The organism is Methylobacterium sp. 2A, from assembly GCF_009806555.1.
Lineage (GTDB): Bacteria > Pseudomonadota > Alphaproteobacteria > Rhizobiales > Beijerinckiaceae > Methylobacterium.
Map to the genome: position 1 here is coordinate 75,659 of NZ_VUOK01000029.1, position 21,732 is coordinate 97,390.

Sequence of the window (21,732 nt, forward strand, 5' to 3'; positions counted from 1 at the left end):
GAGCCGCGCGAACGGTCCCGGCGCGAACAGACGGCATCGGGCCGCCCGCTTCGGCCCGGTGGGGTCGCCCCGGACAAGCGGGGGCCGGCCGCCTTCGTCCCGGCGGCCCGCGACGTCCCGCTCAGAGATCCACCGCCATCGACAGCAGGTAGGTGCGCGGCGCGCCCTGGAAGAAGGTCCCGAACGAGGCGACCCCGGTCCAGTACCGCGTCCCCGTCACGTTCTCCACGTTGGCGCGGAACGTCGTCTGCCGGCCCCCGATCACCGTCGCGTAGCGCAGGCCGAGATCGAGGCGCGCCCAGTCCGGCAGGGCCTGCCGGTTCGCCAGATCGACGAATTGGCGCCCGGTGTAGATCAGCGCGCCGTCGAGGGTCAGGCCGGTCAGGCCGGGCAGGTCCCATTCCGCGCCGAGGCTCGCCTGCACCGCCGGCACCCCGATCGGCCGGTGGCCGAGATTGGCGGCGAGGGCGGTCCGGACGAGCCGCCCGTCGAGCAGCGTCACGCCGCCGAGCGCCCGCAGCTGCGGGGTGATCTCGCCGAAGACGTTGAGCTCGAGACCGCTCACCCGCTGCGCGCCGGTCGCCGCGAAGCGGTTCTGCGGGCCGAGCTCGCCGCCGGGCTTCGTGATCCGGAAGGCCGCGAGCGTGGCGCCGAGCCGGCCGAGATCGAGCTTCACGCCGGCCTCGACCTGCCGGGCCACGGACGGCGCCAGGATCTCGCCGGAGTTTTTGGCCAAAGCCGGCGCGAGATCGCCGCGGCTCAGCCCTTCGATGTAGTTGCCGTAGAGCGAGACGGCCTCCCAGGGGCGGACCACGAGGCCGGCGACCGGACTGGTGGCGCTCCTGTCGTAGGAGGTTGTCAGCGTGCCGACATTCGACACGTAATTGTGGGCCTCGACCCGCTGGCCGCGCACCCCGAGCGTCAGCAGGATGCGCTCGTCCAGCGCCGCGAGCGTGTCGGCCACCGAGATCCCCGACAGGGTGCTGTCCGACAGGCGCGGCCGGCCGGCCCCGTCAACCGGCGCGATGTAGGGCACCCGGCGCGGCGCGTAGAGGTTCGACAGGTAGGCGCCGCGGCCGGGGGATACCCACCGCCCCGTCTCCTCCGCGTAGGCCGAGGCCTGCAGGGTGACGGCGTGGTGGAGGAACCCGGTCTCGAACCGCGCCCGCAGGCCGCCATCATAGGTCAGGCGATCGACGCCGAGGGCGTAGAATTGCGGCGTGCTGGTCGTGTCGCCGCGCTGGTTGAGGATGGTCGGGGCCGACTGGAAGTAGCGCTCCACCGTGCTCCGCGAGCCGCCGACATCGGCGAACAGGGTGAGCTGGTCGGTGAGGTCGTACTCGGTGCGCAGCAGGCCGCCGCGATCGTCGATATCGGAATATTCCCAGGGCTGGGTCAGGTTCAGGCGGCCGGCGGGCGCCCGCGGCACCGGCACGCCGGCCTTGAGCTGGAACGGGCGCAGGGGCGCGTCGAACCGGTCGGTCTGCGCCAGCAGGTAGAGCCAGGCCCGGAACCGTTCGCCCTGGTAGTCGAGGGCCAGCGCCCCGACGCCCGCCGTCTCGGACTGGTGGTCGAAGGGCGTGGCGCCCCCGTGCAGGCTGCCGACGAGCCGGGCGCCCCATTCCCTCTGGTCACCCCAGCGGCGGGCGGTGTCGAGCTGGAGGCCGCCGTTGGCTGCCGAGCCGTAATCCAGGGTGACCCGGGTGAGATCCGTGCCGGCGCGCTTCGGCACCACGTTGATCACGCCGCCGACCGCGCCGTTCGGCGCCACCCCGGTCAGCGCCGCGGAGGGGCCCTTCAGCACCTCGATGCGCTCGGCATAGTCGGTGAAGATGCGGAAGCTCGGCGCGACGCCGTACACCCCGTCGAACGCGACCTCGCCGCTGGTGTTCTCGTTGGCGGGGAAGCCGCGCACCGAGAAGGAATCGAACGGCGCCCCCGTGCTCTGGGTGGCGCGGACCGAGGGGTCGAGGACGAGGGCCTCGTTGACCGTCCGCGCCTGCCGGTCGCGGATCAGGGTGTCGGTGTAGCTGGCGATGCTGAAGGGGGCCTTGCGCGCCTCGACATTGCCGAGCACGCCGAGCCGCCCGCCCTGCGCCACCTGCCCGCCGGCATAGGCCGGCACCAGTCCGCGGGGCGCGGACGTTCCCGCGACGGAGAGTTCTTCGAGAACGACGTCAGCGCCGGCGGAGCGCTCTTCGGCTGCGGCGACGCTGTTCAGCACGACGGCCAGGACAAATGACGGCAGCGTCGCGCGGCGATGTCCCATGAGCATAGTCTGAAATCACCATCTCGTCAGATCGAGCGGCTGATGAATTTCAAGACAATCCCATCGGCCTTGATGATCAAGTCTGCCCCAGTCCGCTGCCGGGCGATGTTTCATCCCGACAATGATTCGACAAGCCGCGCCCGAGATCTTGCGAAAGATTATAATGATAACGATTTCAATCACGCGCCGGACCATGCTGATCTTCTTCGGCGCGAAGGCCGGTCCCTCGCCTCAGGTGCCGTGTTCCGGTGGGATCGGCTCGGCTCCCGGCCGGCGACCTCGGCGGTGGGCCTGACGGCCGTGAGCCCGCGCGGACCGGCCGGCCCGTCATGCGCGAAAAGGCTTGCGCGGCCGGACGGATCCGAACAGGCCGGGCGCAGGTTCATGCCGGGGCGTCATGCCCGCGTCCGGAGACCGCGCTTGCCCGCCCCGAGTCCGACAGCAGCCCGTCCCCCCGCATCGCCGCCCGCGCGCGACCGGCGCCGCCGGAACGCCGCCGGCCGGGGCAGCCTGAACCGCCCCGGCGCCGACCTGCGACGGCTGCCGACCGGCCTCGACCTGCGGAACATCCGCCTCGTGGAGGGCGTACGCGCCGCCTTCGCGTTCGGCGTCGTCATCCTGATCAACATCTGGCTGCAATGGCCGCCGTTGCTGACCATGGCGCTCGCCGCCAACCTCGCCTGCTTCTGCGACACGGGCGGGCCGATGCGGGCGCGCCTGCGGGTACTCAGCGCCTTCTCGATCCTCGGCGGCCTGCTCTGGGCCGGGCTCGGCCTGATTCAGCCCCTGGGCCTGGCCGTCGTCGTCCCGGCGGCCTGCGCGCTGATCTTCGCCTGCTCGTATGCCCGCGTCTGGAGCGTGCAGGCGCAGGCGGCCGGCAACGTGCTGGTGGTGGTTTTGTGCATCGCCCTCGACCGGCCGCTCACCCTGGCGCAGGCGGCCACCACCGTGGTGATGTTCGCGGCCGGCGGCCTCTGGGCGACGTTCCTGGCCCTGGTGATCTGGCGGCTGCACCCCTACCGGCCGGCCCATCGGGCGGTGGCGGAGGTCTGGCGCGACCTCGCGCGGCTCTGCGGCGATCTCGAACGGCTCGTCGCCCTGCCGGAGCCCGACACCGCGGCCTTCGACGGCCACGCGCGCGGCCACCGGCGCGGCGTGCGGACGAGCATCGAGACCGCGCGGACCATGATCCTCGACCTCGTCCGCTCCCGGGAGCGCGTCTCGGACCGGACCGCCCAGGCGCTGCTGCGCCTGGAGAGCGCCGAGCAGATCTTTTCGGCCTTGATCGCGGTCGGCGAGCTGATCGACAGCCGCCCGGATGCCCGCCGCCGTGCTCTCGCAAAGATCTTCCTGCGCCGCCTGCGCCCCCTGCTGGTGACCATCGCCCGGGCGATCCGCGACGATGTCGATCTCGATCTCGGCCGCCTGGAGCATTCCATCGCCCGGACCGCCGAAGGTCTCGCGGAGGATCCGACCCTGGCGCGGCTCGCCGAGCGGATCGTCGGGCGGGTGCGGATCGGCGCCAAGCTCTCGACCCCGGAGGGCTACCGCCCCGGCGGCACGTTCACGGAGGGCGGCCGCCTGGACCGCTGGACCCGCTACGTCGAACCGCTGCGGCAGAACTTCACCTTCGCGTCACCGAACCTGCGCCACGCGCTCCGGGCGAGCACGGTGGCGGCTCCGGCGCTGGCCGCGACGCTGACCTATGCGGGCGCCTTCACGCATTGGCTGGTGATGACCGTGGTGCTGACCATGCAGCCCTTCTACGCGGCGACGTGGCAGCGGGCGCTGGAGCGGATCGGCGGCACGGTGCTGGGCGGCCTCGTGGGTGCGGTGCTGGCCTACTACGCCACGACCCCGCTCGCCGAGGCCGGGATGATCCTCGTGCTGTCGATCGTCGGCTTCGCGGCCCGGCAGATCTCCTACGGCTTCTTCATCGCCTGCCTGACGCCCCTCGTGGTGCTGCTGGTGGAGCTCCTGGAGCCCGGCCACAGCTCCTGGGAGATCGTCGCCATGCGGGGCGGCTTCACGGTGCTGGGCGGCGTGATCGCGGTGGCGAGCTGCCTCGTGCTCTGGCCGATCTGGGAGCCCGATCAGGTCCGTCAGGAATTGCGCCGGGTCCTCAAGACCCACGCCGCCTACGCCGAGGCCGTGCTGGGTGTCGCCGCCGGGCCGGATCGGGAGGCCGCAATCCCGGGTCGGGCCCGGGCGGGCGGCCTTGCCCTCAACGACCTGGAGGCGGCCCTGTCGCGGGCCCTGCAGCAGCCCCGGGCCGGCCGCCATCCGGAGGTCGAATCCGCCCTGGTGGCCGACGCGACCCTGCGCCGGATCAGCGCCCGGCTCACCGTGCTGCGGCACGCCCCCGAAGCCGTGGACCCGGAGGCCGAGGCGTGGCGGGCCTGGATCGTCGCGGCCCTGGCGGCTCTGGGTGCGGACCGGCCGCTGCCGGAGCGGCCCGCCCTCGGCCGGGGGCAATCGCTCACCCGGCTCGTGAGCCAGGTGGATCTCCTGGTCGGGACCCTGCGGCCGAGGGAGATCCGCGCGGGGGCGCCAACCTGACACGGCCCCCCGTTCTGGTTTCGAAAGGTCGAGACCTTTCGCGGGTCCAGGGCAGAGCCCTGGTCATCATCTCAGGGCTCTGCCCCGAGACCCCGCCAAAGGGATGATCCCTTTGGAAACCCGGATCCTGGGTCGCCTCAGTACCGCGGCAGGGCGTTCGCCGGACCGCCGGCATGCGGGCCGGCGTAGCGGTAGGCGAGCGGCCGGCCGTAGGCGGCGGGGGCCTGCGACGCCACCGTGGCGTTGCCGATCCAGCCCGAATAGGCCGAGGCGGGATAGGGCGAGTGCTTCGAGTCCAGGCCCTGCGCGAGGGCCGGCGTGGCAACCGCGGCGACCAGGGCGGCGGCGGCGAGCATGCGGATCGTCATGATGATCTCCGAACGTTTTCGGTTGACTTCAGCGGGACGTCATCCGGTCAATCGTGTCGGGTGAGGAAGATCGTCGCCATCATGAACGGATGGGCGGTCTTGATCGCTCGGCTTTTCTTGGCCGTTGGTGACCTCTCAACGGGAATACTCTGCCTCGGGTTCGAATGCTGCGGTGCGCTGGCGCACGGGGCTGGTGCGCCGACCGGGGGTGCGGTCTGCGCGGAAGCGTGCCACAGACCGCGCCGACCTGATTCTACTGAAAGCCCGCGCTATGAAGTTGATCGTCGGCCTCGGCAATCCGGGCGCGCGCTACGCGGGCAACCGGCACAATATCGGCTTCCTGGCCATCGACGCGATCGCCCGCCAGCACCGGGCGAGCCCGTTCCGCCATCGCTTCCAGGGCGAGGCCGCCGAGGTGGTTCTCGGCACCGAGCGGGCGATCCTGCTGAAGCCTTCGACCTTCATGAACGAGTCGGGCCGTTCGGTCTCGGAGGCGCAGCGCTTCTACAAGATCCCACTGGCCGACGTGATCGTGCTCCATGACGAGCTCGACCTCGCCCCCGCCAAGCTCCGGGTGAAGCTCGGTGGCGGCAATGCCGGCCATAACGGGCTGCGCTCGATCACGGCGCAATGCGGCAACGACTATCGCCGGGTACGGCTCGGCATCGGCCATCCCGGCGACAAGGCACTGGTGCATTCGTACGTGCTCAACGATTTCGGCAAGGCCGAGCAGCCCTGGGTCGAGGATCTCTGCCGGGCGGTCGCCGACCACGCCGCGCTTCTGGCGGCCGGCGAGGATGCGAGCTTCCAGAACAAGGTCCACCTCGCCATGGCGGGCCGCGGCTGGGACGAGGTGAAGACGCTGGGCGCGAAAAATTGACACGAAAACACGGGAACACGATATGGATCGGCCTCGGAGGCTGCCATGAAGAACGTCACCGTGACGATGAACGAGGCCCTGCTGCAGCGGGCGCGCGTCGCGGCCGCGCGCGACGGCAAGAGCCTGTCGCGCTTCATCGCCGAGGCCGTCGAGCAGCGGGTCGGCCGGCCGCTGACGCAGCGGGAGGCGATCGAGCGGTTCCTGGCGGGACCGCCCCTCCACGTTCTGGACGAGAACGGCAAGGCTCCGACCCGAGACCAGCTGTACGATGACGACTGATCTGGTCTTCGTCGATACGAACGTCTTCCTGTATGCCCGCGATGATCGTTTTCCGGACAAGCAACGGACGGCCACGCACTGGCTGGCGACGCTCGCGGCCCGCGAGGCCCTCGTCGTGAGTCCGCAGGTGATCGGCGAGATCCACAATGCGGTCCTGCGCGGGAAGGTCGCCGTCGACAGCGCGGAGATGCGGCGCATGACACTGGAACTGCAACCCTTCTCCCAGGGTGCGACCGATCTCGAACTCATCACGCGGGCCTGGTCGATCCGGACCGAGACGACCTTCCAGTGGTGGGATTGCATCATTCTCGCCGCTGCGATGCGCGCCGGATGCCGCTATCTCCTCTCGGAGGATTACCAGCACGACCGCACGGTCCGCGGCACCACCATCCTCAACCCCTTCATGGTCGGCCCCGAGGCCGTCGTGACCGAACACTAGGACCGATCCATGGGCTTCAAATGCGGCATCGTCGGCCTGCCGAACGTCGGCAAGTCGACCCTCTTCAACGCGCTGACGCAGACGGCGGCGGCCCAGGCGGCCAATTACCCGTTCTGCACCATCGAGCCGAATGTCGGCGAGGTGGCGGTGCCCGATCCCCGGCTCGACGACCTCGTCCGCATCGCGGGCTCGAAGGAAAAGATCCCGACCCGGCTGACCTTCGTGGACATCGCCGGCCTCGTGCGCGGCGCCTCGAAGGGTGAGGGCCTGGGCAACCAGTTCCTGGCCAATATCCGCGAGGTCGACGCCATCGCCCACGTGGTCCGCTGCTTCACGGACGGCGACGTCACCCACGTGGAGGGCAAGGTCGATCCGGCCGCCGACATCGAGACCATCGAGACCGAGCTGATGCTCGCCGACCTCGACAGCCTGGAGCGCCGGGCCGTGGCCCTGGAGAAGAAGGCCAAGGGTTCCGACAAGGAGGCCAAGGAGAGCCTCGACCTCGTCAACCGCGCCCTGCCCCTCCTGCGCGAGGGCAAGCCCGCGCGGCTGGTGGAGCGCAAGCCCGACGAGGAGAAGCTGTTCCAGTCGCTCGGCCTGATGACGGCCAAGCCCGTCCTCTACGTCTGCAACGTCGACGAGGGCGACGCCGACAAGGGCAACAGCTATTCGGACGCGGTCTTCGCCCGCGCCAGGGCCGAGGGCGCCGTGGCAGTCGTGGTCTCGGCCAAGATCGAGAGCGAGATCGCCGTGATGCCGGAGGCCGACCAGGCCGAGTTCCTGGAGGCGGTGGGGCTCGCCGAGCCCGGCCTCAACCGGGTGATCCGCGCCGGCTACGATCTCCTCGGCCTCGTGACCTACTTCACGGTCGGCCCCAAGGAGGCCCGGGCCTGGACGATCACCAAGGGCACCCGCGCGCCGGGCGCCGCCGGGGTGATCCACTCGGATTTCGAGAAGGGCTTCATCCGGGCCGAGACCATCGCGTTCAAGGACTACACGACGCTGAACGGCGAGGCCGGTGCCCGGGACGCCGGCAAGCTGCGGCTGGAAGGCAAGGAGTACGTGGTGCAGGACGGCGACGTGCTGCATTTCCGCTTCGCCAACTGATCCTCCCCGGACGCACCCGCCATGCCCGATCCCGCCTTCGAAGATTTCTCCGTCGGCGACGTGATCGTCGGCGAGCCGCTGACGGTCACCCGCGACGCCATCGTGAGCTACGCGAAGCACTTCGATTTCCAGCCGTTCCACCTCGATGAGGCGGCGGCGGAAGGAACCTTCGCGGGCCGGCTGATCGGCTCGGGCTGGCACACGGCCGCGCTCGGCATGCGGCTGCTCCAGCGGGGGCCGTTCCGGGGCGGCTCGTCCCTCGGCGCGCCGGGGATCGACGAGTTGCGCTGGCTCGGGCCGGTGCTGCCGGACGATACCCTGACGCTGACCTTCCGGGTCCTCGGGATCCGGGACTCGGCCTCGAAGCCGGGGCTCGGCTTCGTGACCGCGGAGGTCGCCCTCGGCAACCAGCGGGGCGAGACGGTGCTGACCCAGCGCTTCACCGTGATGCTGGCCCGGCGCGGCACCGATCCCCTGCCGCCGCGGCCCGTCGCGATCGGCGAGCCCGGCCCCGTGACGGAACCGGAGGATGCCGAGATCCTGCCCTTCCTGCGCGAGGCCGAGATCGGCTCGACCCGCGACCTCGGCCCCTACCCGTTCAGCGCCGAGGCGATCATCGCGTTCGCCCGCGCCTACGACCCGCAGGCCTTCCACATCGACCCCGAGGCGGCCAAGCGCAGCCATTTCGGCGGGCTGTGCGCCTCGGGCTGGCACACGGCCGCCGCCTACATGAACCGGCTGCTCACCACCCGCGCCCGCGACGCCGCCTACACGGCCGCCCGCGGCCCCGTGCCCGAGGCTGGCCCCTCCCCCGGCTTCAAGAACCTGCGCTGGCTGAAGCCCGTCTACGCGGGCGACACGATACGGTTCAGCGCCAAGCTCACCGACAAGCGCGCCTCGGCCTCGCGGCCCGGCTGGGGGCTGGCCTTCGCCCGCAACACGGGAGTGAACCAGCGCGGCGAGCCGGTCTTCGCCTTCGACAGCGCCGTGTTCCACCGCTGGGAGCCTTGAGCGCAGCAGTACCGTGATGGCGAAGCCGGCCGGATGTCCAGAATCCGGTTCCTGATATTTTTATACCCTCGGTATCGACGGTCGATGCCCGGCGGGATATCAGGACGGTCTCGGTTGAACCATCACGCCGGTCGGCGTGCCAGAGGTGCGCATGCTGCTGTCGTCAAGAAGGCAAGTCGTATTCGTCGGAAACTGCAATGCCTCTGACTTGGCTTCTTTCTTTTCGCAGATCGATGAGCTGAAAGAAGAATTCGAGTTTCATTCTCTCGCCCTGCACGCGACCCCGACCCCATCTCCCGCGTTGCAGGCGATCGTCGATCGGGCGCATGCCGTCTTCATCCAGGGCATCGCGGAAGCCGAGCGGTACGAGCGGGACTCGGTTCCGCCGGGCGTCGCGCGCTTCGGGTATCCAAACCTGCTCCGGCGCACCTTCTGGCCGTTCGACGGCCTGATCTACGGCCGGGACCCGCGCGCGGAGGCCGATGCCGCCGCGAGCGGTCCGGTGCGCTTCGCCGACGGCCTGCTGGCCCGGCTGCGCGGCGACATCCCGGATCCCGAACAGCGGTTCGTCGCCTACCGGGACCTCGCGGTGCCGGGCCTCGCCAAGAACTTCGCCCGCCTCCTCGAGATGGAGGACGAGACCCTCGCGGCGGTCGATTCGACCTACCGCTGCGATCTCGGGGCCTTCGTCCGCGACAATGCCCGGACGCAGCAGCTCTTCCACTGGCTCGGCCATCCGAGCGGCCTGCTCTACCGGGAGCTGATGGCCTATTGCTGCGGCAAGCTCGGCATCGCCCCCGCGCTGCCGGACCCGTCCGCCCTCGACAATTGGGGGACGATGCAGGTGCCGGTGCATCCGGCGGTCGCCGAACGGCTCGAACTGGATTGGGCGCAGCCCGGCCGGATCTACCACTACGCCCCGATGGGCCACGTCACCTGGGAGGACTACACGCGGATGTACATCCGGCATCTCGGCTGAGGCGGAGAGCGGGTCCATGACATCCCCCGGCCTTTCCTGGCTCCCGGCTCCGCCGGACGACTGGCGCGACCGCCTCGCGGCGGCCCTGGCCGAGCCCGATCCGGCCCGGGCCTGGGCGGGCCTCGCAGCCCTGGCGCGGACCGATCTCGATTTCGTGCAGACCAATCGCGTCGATGCCGGGCTGCGCAAGCGCTTCCCCGACCAGCCGCCCCACCTGACCACGAAGCCGGTGCGCCTTGCCGTCCTCGGCTCGGCGACGCAGAGCCATCTGTTCCCGGCCCTCCGGGTCGCCGCCCTGCGCCGCGGCATCTGGCTGACCCTGCACGAGACCGGCTACGGCCAGTACCTGCAGGAACTCGAAGCGCCGGGACCGGAGCTTCTCGCCTTCGCGCCCGACACGATCCTGATCGCCCTCGACGCGCACCACCTCACCCAGGGCGCGCGGGATCTGGCGGACCTGGCTGAGGCCGACGCCGCCCTCGACCGGATGGCGGGGCACCTCGAAGGCCTCTGGACGGCCGCGCAGGCGCGGTTCGGAGCCCGGGTGCTGCAGCAGACGGTGCTGCCGGTGTTTCCGGCCCTGTTCGGCAGCAACGAGCACCGGATGCCGGGCTCGCGCCACCGTTTCGTGACCCGCCTGAACGCGCGGCTGCGCGAGCGTGCCGACCCCGCCGGCATCGACCTGATCGCCGTGGACGATGCCGCGGCCCGGCACGGGATCGGCCCGTGGCACAACCCCGTGCTGTGGCATCGGGCCAAGCAGGAGATCCCGCCGAATGCGGCGCCCCGCTACGGCGAGCTGGTGGCGCGGGTCGTGGCGGCGCGGCAGGGCCTCACGGCCAAATGCCTCGTGTTCGATCTCGACAACACCCTCTGGGGCGGGGTGATCGGCGATGACGGCCTCGACGGCATCGTGATCGGCAACGGCGACGCGCAGGGAGAGGCGTTCCTCGCCGTGCAGCATTTCGGGCTCGATCAGGCCAAGCGCGGCATCCTGCTCGCCGTTTGCTCCAAGAACGATTCCGCGAACGCGCTGGCGCCGTTCGAGCGCCATCCCGAGATGGCGCTCAAGCGCCAGGACATCGCCTGCTTCGTGGCCAACTGGGACGACAAGGCCACCAACCTCCGGGAGATCGCCCGGCGGCTCAATATCGGGCTCGACAGCCTCGTCTTCGTCGACGACAACCCGTTCGAGCGCGACCTCGTCCGGACCGAATTGCCGATGGTCGCCGTGCCGGAGGTGCCGGAGGACCCCGCGCTGGTCCCGCATTGCCTCGCGGAGGCCGGCTATTTCGAGGGCGTCGTCCTCACCGCCGACGATCGCGACCGCACCGCGCAGTACCGGCAGAACGCCGAGCGGGATGCCGCACTCGCGGGGGCCACCGACCTGGGATCCTATCTCCGGGGCCTGCAGATGGTCCTGGAATGGTCGCGGTTCGACAGCGTGAACCTCGCGCGGGTCGTCCAGCTGATCAACAAGACCAACCAGTTCAACCTGACGACGCAGCGCACCGACGAGGCCGAGATCCGCGCCGTGATGGCCGACCCGGGCGCCCTCGGGCTGCACCTCCGGCTCCGGGACCGGTTCGGCGACAACGGCATCATCGCGGTCGTGATCGGCCGCCTGCAGGGGACCGACTGCGTGATCGACACGTGGCTGATGAGCTGCCGCGTGCTGAAGCGGCGGGTCGAGGAGGCGACGCTGGCGGTGCTCGCCGCCGAGGCCGCCCGGATGGGCGCCCGCGCCCTCGTCGGCACCTACCGGCCGACGCCGAAGAACGGGATGGTGAGCGACCATTACGCCCGCCTCGGCTTCGCGGCGGACGGCACGGCGGCGGACGGCACGACGCGCTGGCGCCTCGACCTGCCGGCCCCCGAACACCCCGCGCTACCCATGACGATCGTGGAGACCACCCGATGACGCAGCAAGCCATCTATGCCGGGCTGACGCAGATCTTCCGGGACGTGCTGGCGGACGATGCGATCGAGCTTCGCCCCGAGACGACGGCCGACGACGTGGAGGGCTGGGATTCGGCGAGCCACATCAACATCCTCCTGGCCGCGGAGGAGCTTTTCGGCATCCGGATGTCGAGCGCCGAGATCGAGAAGCTCACGAGCGTCGGCGCCCTCGCCGACCTGATCGCGGCCAAGTTGCAGGCCAAGGGTCCGGCGAAGAGCGCGCACGCCTGATGGATCACGTCGTGGTTTCGGAAGGTCGAGACCTTTCGCGGGTCCAGGGCGGAGCCCTGGTCATCGTCTCGGGGCTCCACCCTGAGCACCCGCCAAAGGGCTTCAGCCCTTTGGAAACCCTATGAGGGCCGCCTTGGACAACCTGCCCGAGCGCCGCTTCACGCCTGAGGACCAGCAGGCCTTCGCGGCTTTGTCGGGCGACACCAACCCGATGCACATGGACGCCAAGGCGGCCCGGCGTATGCAAGCCGGGCGGCCGGTCGTGCACGGGATCCATGCCGTGCTGTGGGCCCTCGACGCCGCCGGGGATCTCCTCGACGGGGTCGGCGCCCTGACGGTCCGGTTCGACAGGATGATCCATGTCGGCGACCTGTGCCGGCTTCGGCCGGATGCCGGGCGCGCGCAGCTCACCATCCTCGTCGATGATGTGGCGGTCACCCGGATCGACCTGTCCCCTCGCACCGACCCGTCCTCTCAGCCCGCAGAGCCCGACGCGCACAGCTTCCCGCTGGAGGCCCGTGCGGACGCCATGGCGGCGGCCTTCCCGAAGGCCTCGGCCGCACTCGGCCCCGGCTTCCTGGTCGATCTCGCCGGCCTGTCGAAGCTCGTCGGGATGGTCTGCCCGGGCCTGCACTCGATCTTCCGTGGCTTCTCGGCGACCCGCGGGGCGGACGCGGTCGGGTCGGCGATGCGGTACGCCGTGCTGCGCGACGACGAACGCTTCAACCTCGTCACCATGCGGGTGACGGGCGCTGCGTTGAGCGGGACCGTCGAGGCGTTCCGGCGCGCGCCGCCGACGGAGCAGCCCGGCGTCGACGCGCTGCGGGGTCTCGTTGAGCCGCATGCGTTCGCGGGCCGCCGGACCCTGGTGGTCGGCGGGTCGCGCGGCCTCGGCGCGCTGACGGCGAAGCTGCTGGCCCTGGGCGGGGCTGAGGTCACCCTCACCTACGCGGTCGGCGACGGCGAGGCCAACGCAGTCGCGCAAGAGATCCGCGCGGCCGGCGGGACCTGTGCTGTCCTCAAGCTCGACGTGCGGCAGCCGATCGCCGGGCAGATCCCCGCCGGCGCGGCCTTTGACCAGCTCTACTATTTCGCGACGCCGTTCATCTTCGGGAAGCGCGGCCGGGGCCTCGATCCCGCCCTGCTCGGGGAGATGATGGCGTTCTACGTCCACGCCTTCTACGAACTCTGCGCCGGCCTGCGCGCGGCCGGCCCGCAGCCCATCGCCGTGTTCTACCCGTCGAGCGTCGCGGTCGCCGAGCGGCCGGCCGGCCTGACCGAATACGCCATGGCGAAGGCGGCCGGCGAGGTGCTGTGCGCGGACCTGCCCCGCCTGCTCAAGGGCGTCCGGGCCCATATCCGCCGCCTGCCGCGCCTCCAGACGGACCAGACGGCCAGCGTGCAGCCGGTGGAGACCGGATCGGCGATCGACGAGATGCTGGCGGCGATTTGGAGCGTTCAGGCCGGGGCCGACCGCGCGGCGACATGAGGCTCGCCTGTATCCGGCCGTCCGTGCGGGCGGCAAGGAGACTCAGGCCGCGCCAGAGGTGAGCCAGTCCTTGTCCGGTTGATAGTGGGCCTCAACGAGCAGCGGATCGCGCGCCATCGCCCGGCACAGCATCGCCACCTGCGATGGCACAACCGCTGTTCCCGCCTTCCAGGTATTGAATTGATCGAAGGAGGTTCGGAGCAGATCCGCGGCCTCTTCATCCGATACGGCCATCTCCGCCTGCCAAGCCGCAAGGTCCAAAGCCTTGAACGCGCGTTGCTCTTCGGCCAGCAGGCTCAGATGATAGGCGTCAATTCCCAGATCCCCGTCCTCGTCGCCCCAGAACACAACGGCGTCGTAGTCGGTCAGCCCGGGTTTGCGGAACAGAGCCGGTTCCTTGAGCGGCTCCAAGATTGGACACCCTCGGGCAATCCAACCGGCCAGCTCGATCACGTCCTCGCCCCCGCCTTTCCAAGAGACATGCAGCGCCGTGTCACTCACGGCAGAGACGGCAGCGATCCGAGGTAGAGATTGCGTCATGACGGCACTCTGGCGATCGGGAAGCGCGGGTTCACGCGATTCCATTCGGCAACGAGCGCGGCGTGGTTCTCCGTGGCCCACGTCATGACCGCCCGACGCGCCCGCGGCGGGAGGCTGCCCCGAAAAATCAACAGCGTCTCGATCACGATGAACGCCTCGAAGTCCGGCCCGATGGCGTGAAAGTGCGGGGGCAGATGATCGCCGGGAATGATCCGGATCACCACGTTCCCGATTCGCGCAAGCCTGCCCATCGCCGCCCTCGACAAACATAGTTCGAGGAACGGACGCCGGCTAGCAGGGAAAGGACGGCCTTCGGCTCGCTACGCGCTGCCTGTTCAAAGTTCATGTGCTGCCAAACGCCCCGATTCCGGGCGTCTCTCTCACGCCGCCTTCCGCCGCTCCGGATAGAGCCCGTACAGCCCCTCGGCGCTCGCGTCGCACACGCCGCGCTCGGTGATGATCCCGGTCACCAGCCGCGCCGGCGTCACGTCGAAGGCCGGGTTGGCCACCGGGCTGCCGGGCGAGACAACCTCGATCGTGGCGAAGCCGCCGTCAGGCAGCCGCCCGGTCATGTGGGTGACCTCCCGCCCGTCGCGCTCCTCGATCGGGATCTCCGTCACGCCGTCCTGCAGCGTCCAGTCGATCGTCGAGAACGGCAGCGCCGCGTAGAACGGCACGCCGGTGTCGTGGGCGGCCAGCGCCTTCAGGTAGGTGCCGATCTTGTTGCACACGTCGCCGCGCGCCGTGGTCCGGTCCGAGCCCACGATGCACAGGTCGACCTGCCCGTGCTGCATCAGGTGGCCGCCGGCATTGTCGGCGATCACCGTGTGGGGCACGCCGTGGCCGTTCAGCTCGAAGGCGGTCAGCGCCGCGCCCTGGCTGCGCGGGCGGGTCTCGTCGACCAGCACATGGACCGGCACGCCCAGCGCGTGGGCGGCGTAGACCGGGGCCAGCGCCGTGCCCCAATCCACCGTGGCGAGCCAGCCGGCATTGCAGTGGGTCAGCACGGTAATCGGCTTCCCGCCCTTGGCCTTGTGCAGATCGGCGATGATCCGGCCGCCATGGGCGCCGATCGCGCGGCAGCTCGCGACATCCTCCTCGGCGATCCGGCCGGCCTCCGCGAAGGCGCGGGCGAAGCGCTCGTCGGGGGCGACCTGCCGCAGGTTGGCGGCGACCCGGTCGAGTGCCCAGCGCAGGTTGATCGCGGTCGGCCGCGTGGCGGCGAGCGCGGCCACCGCCCGGTCGATCCCCTCCATGGAGGCGTTCTCGCGCATGGCGAGCGCCAGCCCGTAGGCCGCGGTGACGCCGATCAGCGGTGCGCCGCGCACGATCATGGTGCGGATCGCCACCGCGGCGTCGTCCAGGGTGGCGAGGCGCTTCAGCTCGAACGCGAAGGGCAGGCGCGTCTGGTCGATCACCTGGACGCTGATCCCGTCCGGGTCCGGGAAGATCGTGCGGTAGGGCTGGCCGTCGATGTTCATGGGTGCTCCTGTGCCACAGCGGGACGCGGTTTGCACCCTTCGGCCCGGCGCGGACGCGGCCTGGGGGAAGGCCGGTCAGGCTTCCTCAACCTTAGCGGCTCGTTAAGGCGGCCATGCCTAGCCTTCCGGGTACGTTCCCGCTCCGCGTCCGGTCCCGCATGCGCTCGCTTCGCCGTCCCGCATCGCCCTACGATACCTTCGTCGACAGCGTCCGCCCGTTCCTGGGCAAGCGCCTGACGGAACTCGGCGGGCTCGTGCTGTTCACCGGCGCGGTCGCGCTGACCGTGGCTCTGGCCACGTGGTCGATCGACGACCCGAGCCTCAACCACGCCACCGACCATCCCGCCCACAACGTGCTCGGCCAGCCGGGCGCGGTGGTGGCGGATCTCTGCATGCAGATCCTCGGGCTGGGATCGCTCGCCTTCGTGCTGCCCCCGGCCCTCTGGGGCGTGCGGCTGATGCGCGAGCGCGACCTGCCCGACGGCGGGATGCGGATCGCCCTCTGGATCATCGGCTTCTGCGCGGCGAGCGCGGTGGCGAGCGCCCTGCCGCCCACCACGCGCTGGCCGCTGCCCACGGGTCTCGGGGGCGTGGCCGGCGACGGGCTGCTGTCGATGGCCCGGGTGATCGTCGGGGCGGTCTCGTCGGCCGCGGCCCATCTCGTCGGCTTCGCCTATGCCGCGGTGGCGATCCTCAGCCTCACCGGGGCCTGCCGCTTCGGTGTCGTCGAAGAGGAGGCGTTCCACGACGAGCCCTATCCCGTGCGGCGTCCGCCGGTCAGGAACCGCGAGGAGCGCGAGGAGGCCGACGAGCCGGGCCTCGGCCTCGTGGGGGTCGGTGCCCTGGCGCAGGGCCTGATGCGGCTCCGCCTCGCGGTCGCCGACCGGATCGCCGGATGGCGCGCGGGCCGGGCCGAGCCCTTCGACGGCGCCTCGCCGGCGCTGGCGGCCCGGCGGGCCTTCACGGATGCCGACCTGCCCTGGGCCGACCACCTGCCCGGGGGCGCCCAGCCCGGCCCGGGCCGGCGCGAGCCCGTCTTCGACGCGGCGCCCGCCGAGGGGGAGGCCGACCACACCTTGATGCCGCACGACGAGGCCGAGGGCTTCGAGGCTGCGCAACAGCCCGCGCCGCAATCGTCCTCGCCCCAGCGCGCGCCGCAGCGCCCTCAGCCGCCCCCGCCCGAGCCCACGGCGTCCCGGGTCGCCCCGCCGGCCGCCGCCCCGGTTCCGGCCCGCCGTGCCCCGGCGCCGCCGCTCCGGCCCGAGGATTACGCCCTGCCGGCCCTCGACCTGCTGGCCGCCCCCCGCGGCCCGTCGCAGGCGAGCCTGATCTCGGCCGATGCCCTGGAGCAGAACGCCACGATGCTGGAGGCGACGCTCGGCGATTTCGGCGTGCGCGGCGACATCCTGGCGGTGCGGCCCGGCCCGGTCGTCACCCTGTACGAGCTGGAGCCGGCGCCCGGCACCAAGTCGAGCCGCGTGATCGCGCTGGCCGACGATATCGCCCGGTCGATGTCGGCGGTCTCCGCCCGTGTCGCGGTCGTCCCCGGCCGCAACGCCATCGGCATCGAATTGCCGAACGCCAAGCGCGAGACGGTGTATCTGCGCGAGCTGCTGGCCTCCACGGATTTCGCCGAGAGCAAGCACAAGCTGGCTTTGTGCTTAGGAAAAAACATCGGCGGCGAGCCGATCATCGCCGACCTCGCGCGCATGCCGCACCTGCTCGTCGCCGGCACCACCGGCTCGGGCAAGTCGGTCGCCATCAACACCATGATCCTGTCGCTGCTCTACCGGCTCAAGCCCGAGGAGTGCCGCCTGATCATGGTCGATCCCAAGATGCTGGAGTTGTCGGTCTATGACGGCATCCCGCACCTGCTCTCCCCGGTCGTCACCGATCCCAAGAAGGCGGTCATCGCCCTCAAATGGGCCGTGCGCGAGATGGAGGAGCGCTACAAGAAGATGGCCAAGATCGCGGTCCGCAACATCGACGGCTACAACGCCCGGGTCGCCGAGGCGGCCGAGCGCGGCGAGGTGCTGACCCGGACCGTCCAGACGGGCTTCGACCGCCATACCGGTGAGGCGATCTACGAGGACGAGGCGATGGACCTCGCGCCTCTGCCGTACATCGTGATCGTGGTGGACGAGATGGCCGACCTGATGATGGTGGCCGGCAAGGACATCGAGGGCGCGATCCAGCGTCTGGCCCAGATGGCGCGGGCGGCGGGCATCCACCTGATCATGGCGACGCAGCGCCCGTCGGTGGACGTGATCACCGGCACGATCAAGGCGAACTTCCCGACCCGGATCAGCTTCCAGGTCACGAGCAAGATCGACTCGCGCACGATCCTCGGCGAGATGGGCGCGGAGCAGCTGCTCGGCCAGGGCGACATGCTGTTCATGGCCGGCGGCGGGCGCACGACGCGCGTCCACGGGCCGTTCTGCTCGGACAGCGAGGTCGAGACCGTCGTGGCCCACCTCAAGCGCCAGGGCCGCCCCAGCTACCTCGACGCCGTCACGGCGGATGAGGAAGAGGGCGCGCCTGAGAAGGGCGGCAAGGGCAAGGCCGGCGCGGCGGAACTCGAACTCGACGGGGCGGTGTTCGACCAGGGTTCGTTCGGCGAGGCCGGGGGCGACCTCTACGAGCAGGCCGTCCAGGTGGTGCTGCGCGACCAGAAGGCCTCGACCAGCTACATCCAGCGCCGGCTTCAGATCGGCTACAACCGCGCCGCCTCGCTGATGGAGCGGATGGAGGTCGAGGGCATTGTCGGCCCGGCCAACCACGCCGGCAAGCGCGAGATCCTGGTGGAGGACGCGGTCGGCTGAGGAGTGGGGGGCCTCGTATCCGCAGCTTCCCCTCCCCCTCTGCGGGGGAGGGAGACGCGTGGGCCCGATCGCGCCGCTCTAACCCCTCTCGCCAAAACCGCAAAAATTTTCGTCCGCTTGCGGAACCCGCTCGCCATCCACACGTTACGCGCGTGCGAGGCCCGAAACGGGCTCGCGTGAGGGCGCCGGGCTCGGTGTCCGGCGTCGCTTGTAGTCACGTTGCTCAATGGAGGATGTGGTTATGAGGACTTACGACGTTTCGCCCCTGTTCCGGTCGTCCGTCGGGTTCGACCGCCTGTTCGATCTGCTCAACCAGGCCGAGCGCGTCGAGCCGTCCGCCGCCTGGCCGCCCTACAACATCGAGAAGGTCGCCGAGGACCAGTACCGCATCACCATGGCGGTGGCGGGCTTCACGGCCGACGAGATCGAGCTGACCCAGCAGGACACCACCCTCCTCGTCACCGGCCAGAAAGCGGGCCAGGAGGGCGAGAAGCAGTACCTCTACCGCGGCATCGCGGCGCGCTCCTTCCGCCAGACCTTCAATCTGGCCGAGCACGTGAAGGTGGTGGGCGCGAGCCTGGAGAACGGCCTGCTCACCGTCGCGCTGAAGCGCGAGGTGCCGGAAGCCCTGAAGCCGCGCCGCATCGCCATCGGCGGCGTCTCGGCGACGTCCGGGCAGGACAACGCCCCGGCGCAGATCACCCGCGAGCGCGAGGCCAAGGCGGCCTGATCCCGCATCCTCCGGCCCGGGCCCCGCCGGGGCCGGACGGACGACACGTCAGACGACACTCTCTTGCGGGTCCCCGGATCCGGAGGCCCGCTTCCGCAACGGGCTACATCTGCGATGGAGAGCGCATCATGAGCGTGAGAGATCTGATCCCCTGGAACCGCGGCACCAGCGCCCCGGCCCCGGCCGGCCTGCCGAACGAGCCGGCGAGCCCGTTCCTGGCGCTGCACCGCGAGGTGAACCGCCTGTTCGACGACGTCTTCAACGGATTTGGCGTGCCGAGCCTGACAGGCTCGGGTCTGGCGAGCCGGAGCTTCGGCTGGCCGAGCGTCGAGGTTGTCGAGGCGGATGGCGGCGCCCTGCGCGTCTCCGCCGAGCTGCCCGGGCTCGACGAGAAGGATGTCGAGCTCCTGATCGAGGACGGCGTGCTGACCCTGAAGGGCGAGAAGCGCGCCGAGACCACCGACAAGGAGCGGGGCTATTCCGAGCGCAGCTATGGCCGCTTCGAGCGCTCGATCGCCCTGCCCTTCGCGGTGCAGGAGGACAAGGCCGAGGCGACCTTCCGCAACGGCGTGCTCACCGTGACGCTGCCGCGCGCGGCCGAGGCGCCGGAGCGTCGGCGCCGCATCGCCATCAACGGCAGCGGCGCTTCGGCGTCCAAGCACTGAGCGCCGCCAGGGCGTTGTGAGACGGACCGCATGACGCGGCGGCCGGCGCGCACCCGAAAGGGCGTGCCGGCCGCCCCAGCCTTTGCCCGCACGCGGAGGATTTCATGCAGCAGATCGACACCCCCTTCCTTCAGGCCGGCCCGGTCGAGACCGGGATCGAGCGTCTCGGCCCGGTGGCGGCCGCCAATCTCCGGGCCCCGGCGGTCGACCCGTTCGAGGCCTTCGTGGCGCCGGGCGATGTCTTCCGGCACCCGCGCGAGGTGCTGACCTATCCGGGCCTGTCCACGCCCGAGAAGCGGGCGATCCTGGCCTCCTGGGCCTCCGACGCCCGGGCGATCGAATCCAGCCCGACCCTGCGCTGCCTGCCGGGCTGCCGGGCCGAGCCCGTCCCGATCGACGAGATCCTGGCGGCGCTCCAGGCCCTCGACGCGGGATCCGCGCCGGAGCCGAGCCTAAGCCGGCCGCTCTTCCCGGCGGCCTTCACCCGCCGCTGGGACCGTGGACGGGGCGCGCCCGGATCCGCCCTGAACTGAACCCGGAGGGCGTTTCATGGCGACGTTCAACCTGAACCATCACCGGAACGAACTCTGGCGCCGCCGGCGGCACCGCGCCGGTGACCCGGCGGGCGAGACCGGCGAATCCGTGCTGGTCAGCTGGCTGCTGACCGCCGTGATGTGCCTCGCCCTCGCGGCGCCCTGCCCGCCCGCGGCCCTGCCCTGGGTCGCGGCCGGGCTCTTCAGCCTGTCGGGCTTCGCGTGGCTCGGCCTCGCCCTCACCCGGGGCGTTCCGCCGGCCGCGGCCCCGACCCTGACGCCCTGGGACGCCGCGCTGCTGTCCTTCGCGGCGAGTTTCGGCGTCCAGGCGGCGGCGCGGCTCGGGCTCCTCGGAGCCTGACCGCATGAAGGACCCGCACATTGCGTCCCGGAGGATGCACCGGCCTTCGGGATGAGAGGGGATCGGGGCCCCTGCGGCGCTCCGGTCCCGGTCAAGATATCGAGACCCATCGGGAGGTCACCATGGAGGAACGGACGATCGGAATCGGCCACAACAATCCGCCCGTGGCGGCGCCGCCGAGCTGGCTCGCCGGCCGCGCGGCCCGGATCCGGCGCCGCGAGCGCCCGGTCGACACCGCGGGCCGCGCCCGGACGGGAACGTGGCTCCTCACCATCGCGCGCGAGACGCCGCCCGAGATCGAGCCCCTGATGGGCTGGACGGCCGGCGACGATCCCCTCGCCACGCAGGTCCAGCTCAGCTTCCCCACGAGGGCGCAGGCGATCGCCTATGCCGAGCGCCAGGGCCTGGACTACACCGTCGAGCCCGAGACCGGCGTCACCGGCCCGACGCCGGTCGCGCCGACGATCCCGTCCTGGCGGCCCGGCCCGCGGCCGCGGCCCCCGCGCCCGCCGGTCCGACGCGCCGCGGGAGGCCGCAGGAATACGGCCGGGCTTCCGGATCTGGAGCGGGCGCTCATCAACCCCGCGGCGGTGTTCGCCACGCCGGCGCAGGTGCTCGACCATCCCCGGCTGCTGCCCGGCTGCAAGCGGGAGATCCTGCGGCGCTGGGCCTGGGACGAGCACCTGAAGGAGGTGGCGGCCGCCGAGGGCATGGCCGAGGGCGAGCCGTCGCAGCTCGACGCCGTGAAGGCTGCGCTGCTGGCGCTCGGCGAGACGTGGCACCCCCACCCGGCCGCGCCGGCCGCCGCGCTGCCGATGCCCGGGGAACTCGCGTCATGGGAGCCCGATCGCATGGCCGCATGAGGCCGGATCGAGCCCGAGCTCGGTTCTCAGGGCGATCCAGCCCTTCGGCGTGACCTGCACGGCGCGGCTAGTACAGGATCAGGCGCCGCGGTACCTTTGGCGCCACCCTCACCTCCAACTCCTCCCCACAAGGGGGCGGGAGAGGCGCGCTGACGGATCCCGATGCA

Annotated in this window: 21 protein-coding genes; 16 read left to right on the forward strand and 5 right to left on the reverse strand. The window is 71.0% G+C overall.

The window, feature by feature from the left end:
- Positions 1–121: 121 nt before the first annotated feature.
- The gene (locus FVE89_RS14905; RefSeq protein WP_160534713.1) at positions 122–2,269 is read right to left on the reverse strand and encodes a TonB-dependent siderophore receptor; all 2,148 of its coding nucleotides are present in this window, start codon (positions 2,267–2,269) and stop codon (positions 122–124) included.
- A gap of 384 nt (positions 2,270–2,653) precedes the next feature.
- On the opposite strand from FVE89_RS14905, the gene FVE89_RS14910 reads away from it, so the two are divergent.
- Entirely contained in the window at positions 2,654–4,828 is a 2,175-nt protein-coding gene (locus tag FVE89_RS14910; RefSeq protein ID WP_160534714.1) for an FUSC family protein, read from the forward strand.
- A 137-nt stretch (positions 4,829–4,965) separates the two neighbouring features.
- Here the strand turns inward: FVE89_RS14910 and FVE89_RS14915 are convergent, their stop codons facing one another.
- A complete protein-coding gene (locus FVE89_RS14915) occupies positions 4,966–5,196 on the reverse strand; it encodes a hypothetical protein (protein ID WP_160534715.1) in 231 nt (76 codons plus the stop codon).
- A 271-nt stretch (positions 5,197–5,467) separates the two neighbouring features.
- Between FVE89_RS14915 and pth the strand changes: the two genes are divergently transcribed.
- From pth to FVE89_RS14960, 9 genes are all read left to right on the forward strand, one after another.
- On the forward strand, positions 5,468–6,076 hold the full coding sequence (gene pth, locus FVE89_RS14920) for an aminoacyl-tRNA hydrolase (protein ID WP_160534716.1): 609 nt from the start codon (positions 5,468–5,470) through the stop codon (positions 6,074–6,076).
- 45 nt (positions 6,077–6,121) lie between these two features.
- Positions 6,122–6,355, forward strand: coding sequence for a hypothetical protein (locus tag FVE89_RS14925; RefSeq protein ID WP_160534717.1), 234 nt, complete (start codon positions 6,122–6,124; stop codon positions 6,353–6,355).
- Positions 6,345–6,794 carry a PIN domain-containing protein gene (locus tag FVE89_RS14930; protein WP_160534718.1) on the forward strand — a complete coding sequence of 150 codons (450 nt, stop codon included), beginning with the start codon at positions 6,345–6,347 and terminating at the stop codon, positions 6,792–6,794. The genes FVE89_RS14925 and FVE89_RS14930 overlap by 11 nt, the downstream gene beginning before the upstream one ends.
- Positions 6,795–6,803: 9 nt before the next feature.
- On the forward strand, positions 6,804–7,901 hold the full coding sequence (gene ychF, locus FVE89_RS14935) for a redox-regulated ATPase YchF (RefSeq protein ID WP_160534719.1): 1,098 nt from the start codon (positions 6,804–6,806) through the stop codon (positions 7,899–7,901).
- 21 nt (positions 7,902–7,922) lie between these two features.
- Positions 7,923–8,912 (forward strand): MaoC family dehydratase, encoded by a 990-nt coding sequence (locus FVE89_RS14940; RefSeq protein ID WP_160534720.1) that lies wholly within the window; start codon positions 7,923–7,925, stop codon positions 8,910–8,912.
- Positions 8,913–9,063: 151 nt separating this feature from the next.
- Complete coding sequence (locus tag FVE89_RS14945; RefSeq protein WP_281408978.1) at positions 9,064–9,891, forward strand: WcbI family polysaccharide biosynthesis putative acetyltransferase; 828 nt, start codon at positions 9,064–9,066, stop codon at positions 9,889–9,891.
- A gap of 16 nt (positions 9,892–9,907) precedes the next feature.
- On the forward strand, positions 9,908–11,812 hold the full coding sequence (locus FVE89_RS14950) for an HAD-IIIC family phosphatase (protein ID WP_160534722.1): 1,905 nt from the start codon (positions 9,908–9,910) through the stop codon (positions 11,810–11,812).
- Entirely contained in the window at positions 11,809–12,081 is a 273-nt protein-coding gene (locus FVE89_RS14955) for an acyl carrier protein (RefSeq protein ID WP_160534723.1), read from the forward strand. The genes FVE89_RS14950 and FVE89_RS14955 overlap by 4 nt, the downstream gene beginning before the upstream one ends.
- A gap of 121 nt (positions 12,082–12,202) precedes the next feature.
- Positions 12,203–13,570 carry an SDR family NAD(P)-dependent oxidoreductase gene (locus FVE89_RS14960; protein ID WP_160534724.1) on the forward strand — a complete coding sequence of 456 codons (1,368 nt, stop codon included), beginning with the start codon at positions 12,203–12,205 and terminating at the stop codon, positions 13,568–13,570.
- 42 nt (positions 13,571–13,612) lie between these two features.
- Here FVE89_RS14960 and FVE89_RS14965 read toward each other — a convergent pair whose 3' ends face one another.
- From FVE89_RS14965 to mtnA, 3 genes are all read right to left on the reverse strand, one after another.
- On the reverse strand, positions 13,613–14,110 hold the full coding sequence (locus tag FVE89_RS14965; protein ID WP_160534725.1) for a hypothetical protein: 498 nt from the start codon (positions 14,108–14,110) through the stop codon (positions 13,613–13,615).
- Complete coding sequence (locus FVE89_RS14970) at positions 14,107–14,334, reverse strand: DUF4160 domain-containing protein (RefSeq protein ID WP_348644697.1); 228 nt, start codon at positions 14,332–14,334, stop codon at positions 14,107–14,109. The genes FVE89_RS14965 and FVE89_RS14970 overlap by 4 nt, the downstream gene beginning before the upstream one ends.
- A gap of 156 nt (positions 14,335–14,490) precedes the next feature.
- The gene (gene mtnA / locus FVE89_RS14975) at positions 14,491–15,591 is read right to left on the reverse strand and encodes an S-methyl-5-thioribose-1-phosphate isomerase (RefSeq protein WP_160534727.1); all 1,101 of its coding nucleotides are present in this window, start codon (positions 15,589–15,591) and stop codon (positions 14,491–14,493) included.
- Positions 15,592–15,749: 158 nt separating this feature from the next.
- Here mtnA and FVE89_RS14980 point away from each other — a divergent pair, with 158 nt between their 5' ends.
- The 6 genes from FVE89_RS14980 to FVE89_RS15005 all read left to right on the forward strand — a co-directional run bounded on the left by FVE89_RS14980 (position 15,750) and on the right by FVE89_RS15005 (position 21,565).
- The gene (locus FVE89_RS14980) at positions 15,750–18,413 is read left to right on the forward strand and encodes a DNA translocase FtsK (RefSeq protein WP_160534728.1); all 2,664 of its coding nucleotides are present in this window, start codon (positions 15,750–15,752) and stop codon (positions 18,411–18,413) included.
- Between the two features lie 241 nt (positions 18,414–18,654).
- Positions 18,655–19,143 carry an Hsp20 family protein gene (locus FVE89_RS14985; RefSeq protein ID WP_160534729.1) on the forward strand — a complete coding sequence of 163 codons (489 nt, stop codon included), beginning with the start codon at positions 18,655–18,657 and terminating at the stop codon, positions 19,141–19,143.
- Between the two features lie 128 nt (positions 19,144–19,271).
- Positions 19,272–19,808, forward strand: a complete 537-nt coding sequence (locus tag FVE89_RS14990; protein ID WP_160534730.1) for an Hsp20/alpha crystallin family protein — start codon at positions 19,272–19,274, stop codon at positions 19,806–19,808.
- 104 nt (positions 19,809–19,912) lie between these two features.
- Entirely contained in the window at positions 19,913–20,341 is a 429-nt protein-coding gene (locus tag FVE89_RS14995) for a hypothetical protein (protein WP_160534731.1), read from the forward strand.
- A 16-nt stretch (positions 20,342–20,357) separates the two neighbouring features.
- On the forward strand, positions 20,358–20,702 hold the full coding sequence (locus FVE89_RS15000; protein ID WP_160534732.1) for a hypothetical protein: 345 nt from the start codon (positions 20,358–20,360) through the stop codon (positions 20,700–20,702).
- A gap of 122 nt (positions 20,703–20,824) precedes the next feature.
- Complete coding sequence (locus FVE89_RS15005; RefSeq protein ID WP_160534733.1) at positions 20,825–21,565, forward strand: NADH dehydrogenase ubiquinone Fe-S protein 4; 741 nt, start codon at positions 20,825–20,827, stop codon at positions 21,563–21,565.
- Positions 21,566–21,732 lie beyond the last annotated feature (167 nt).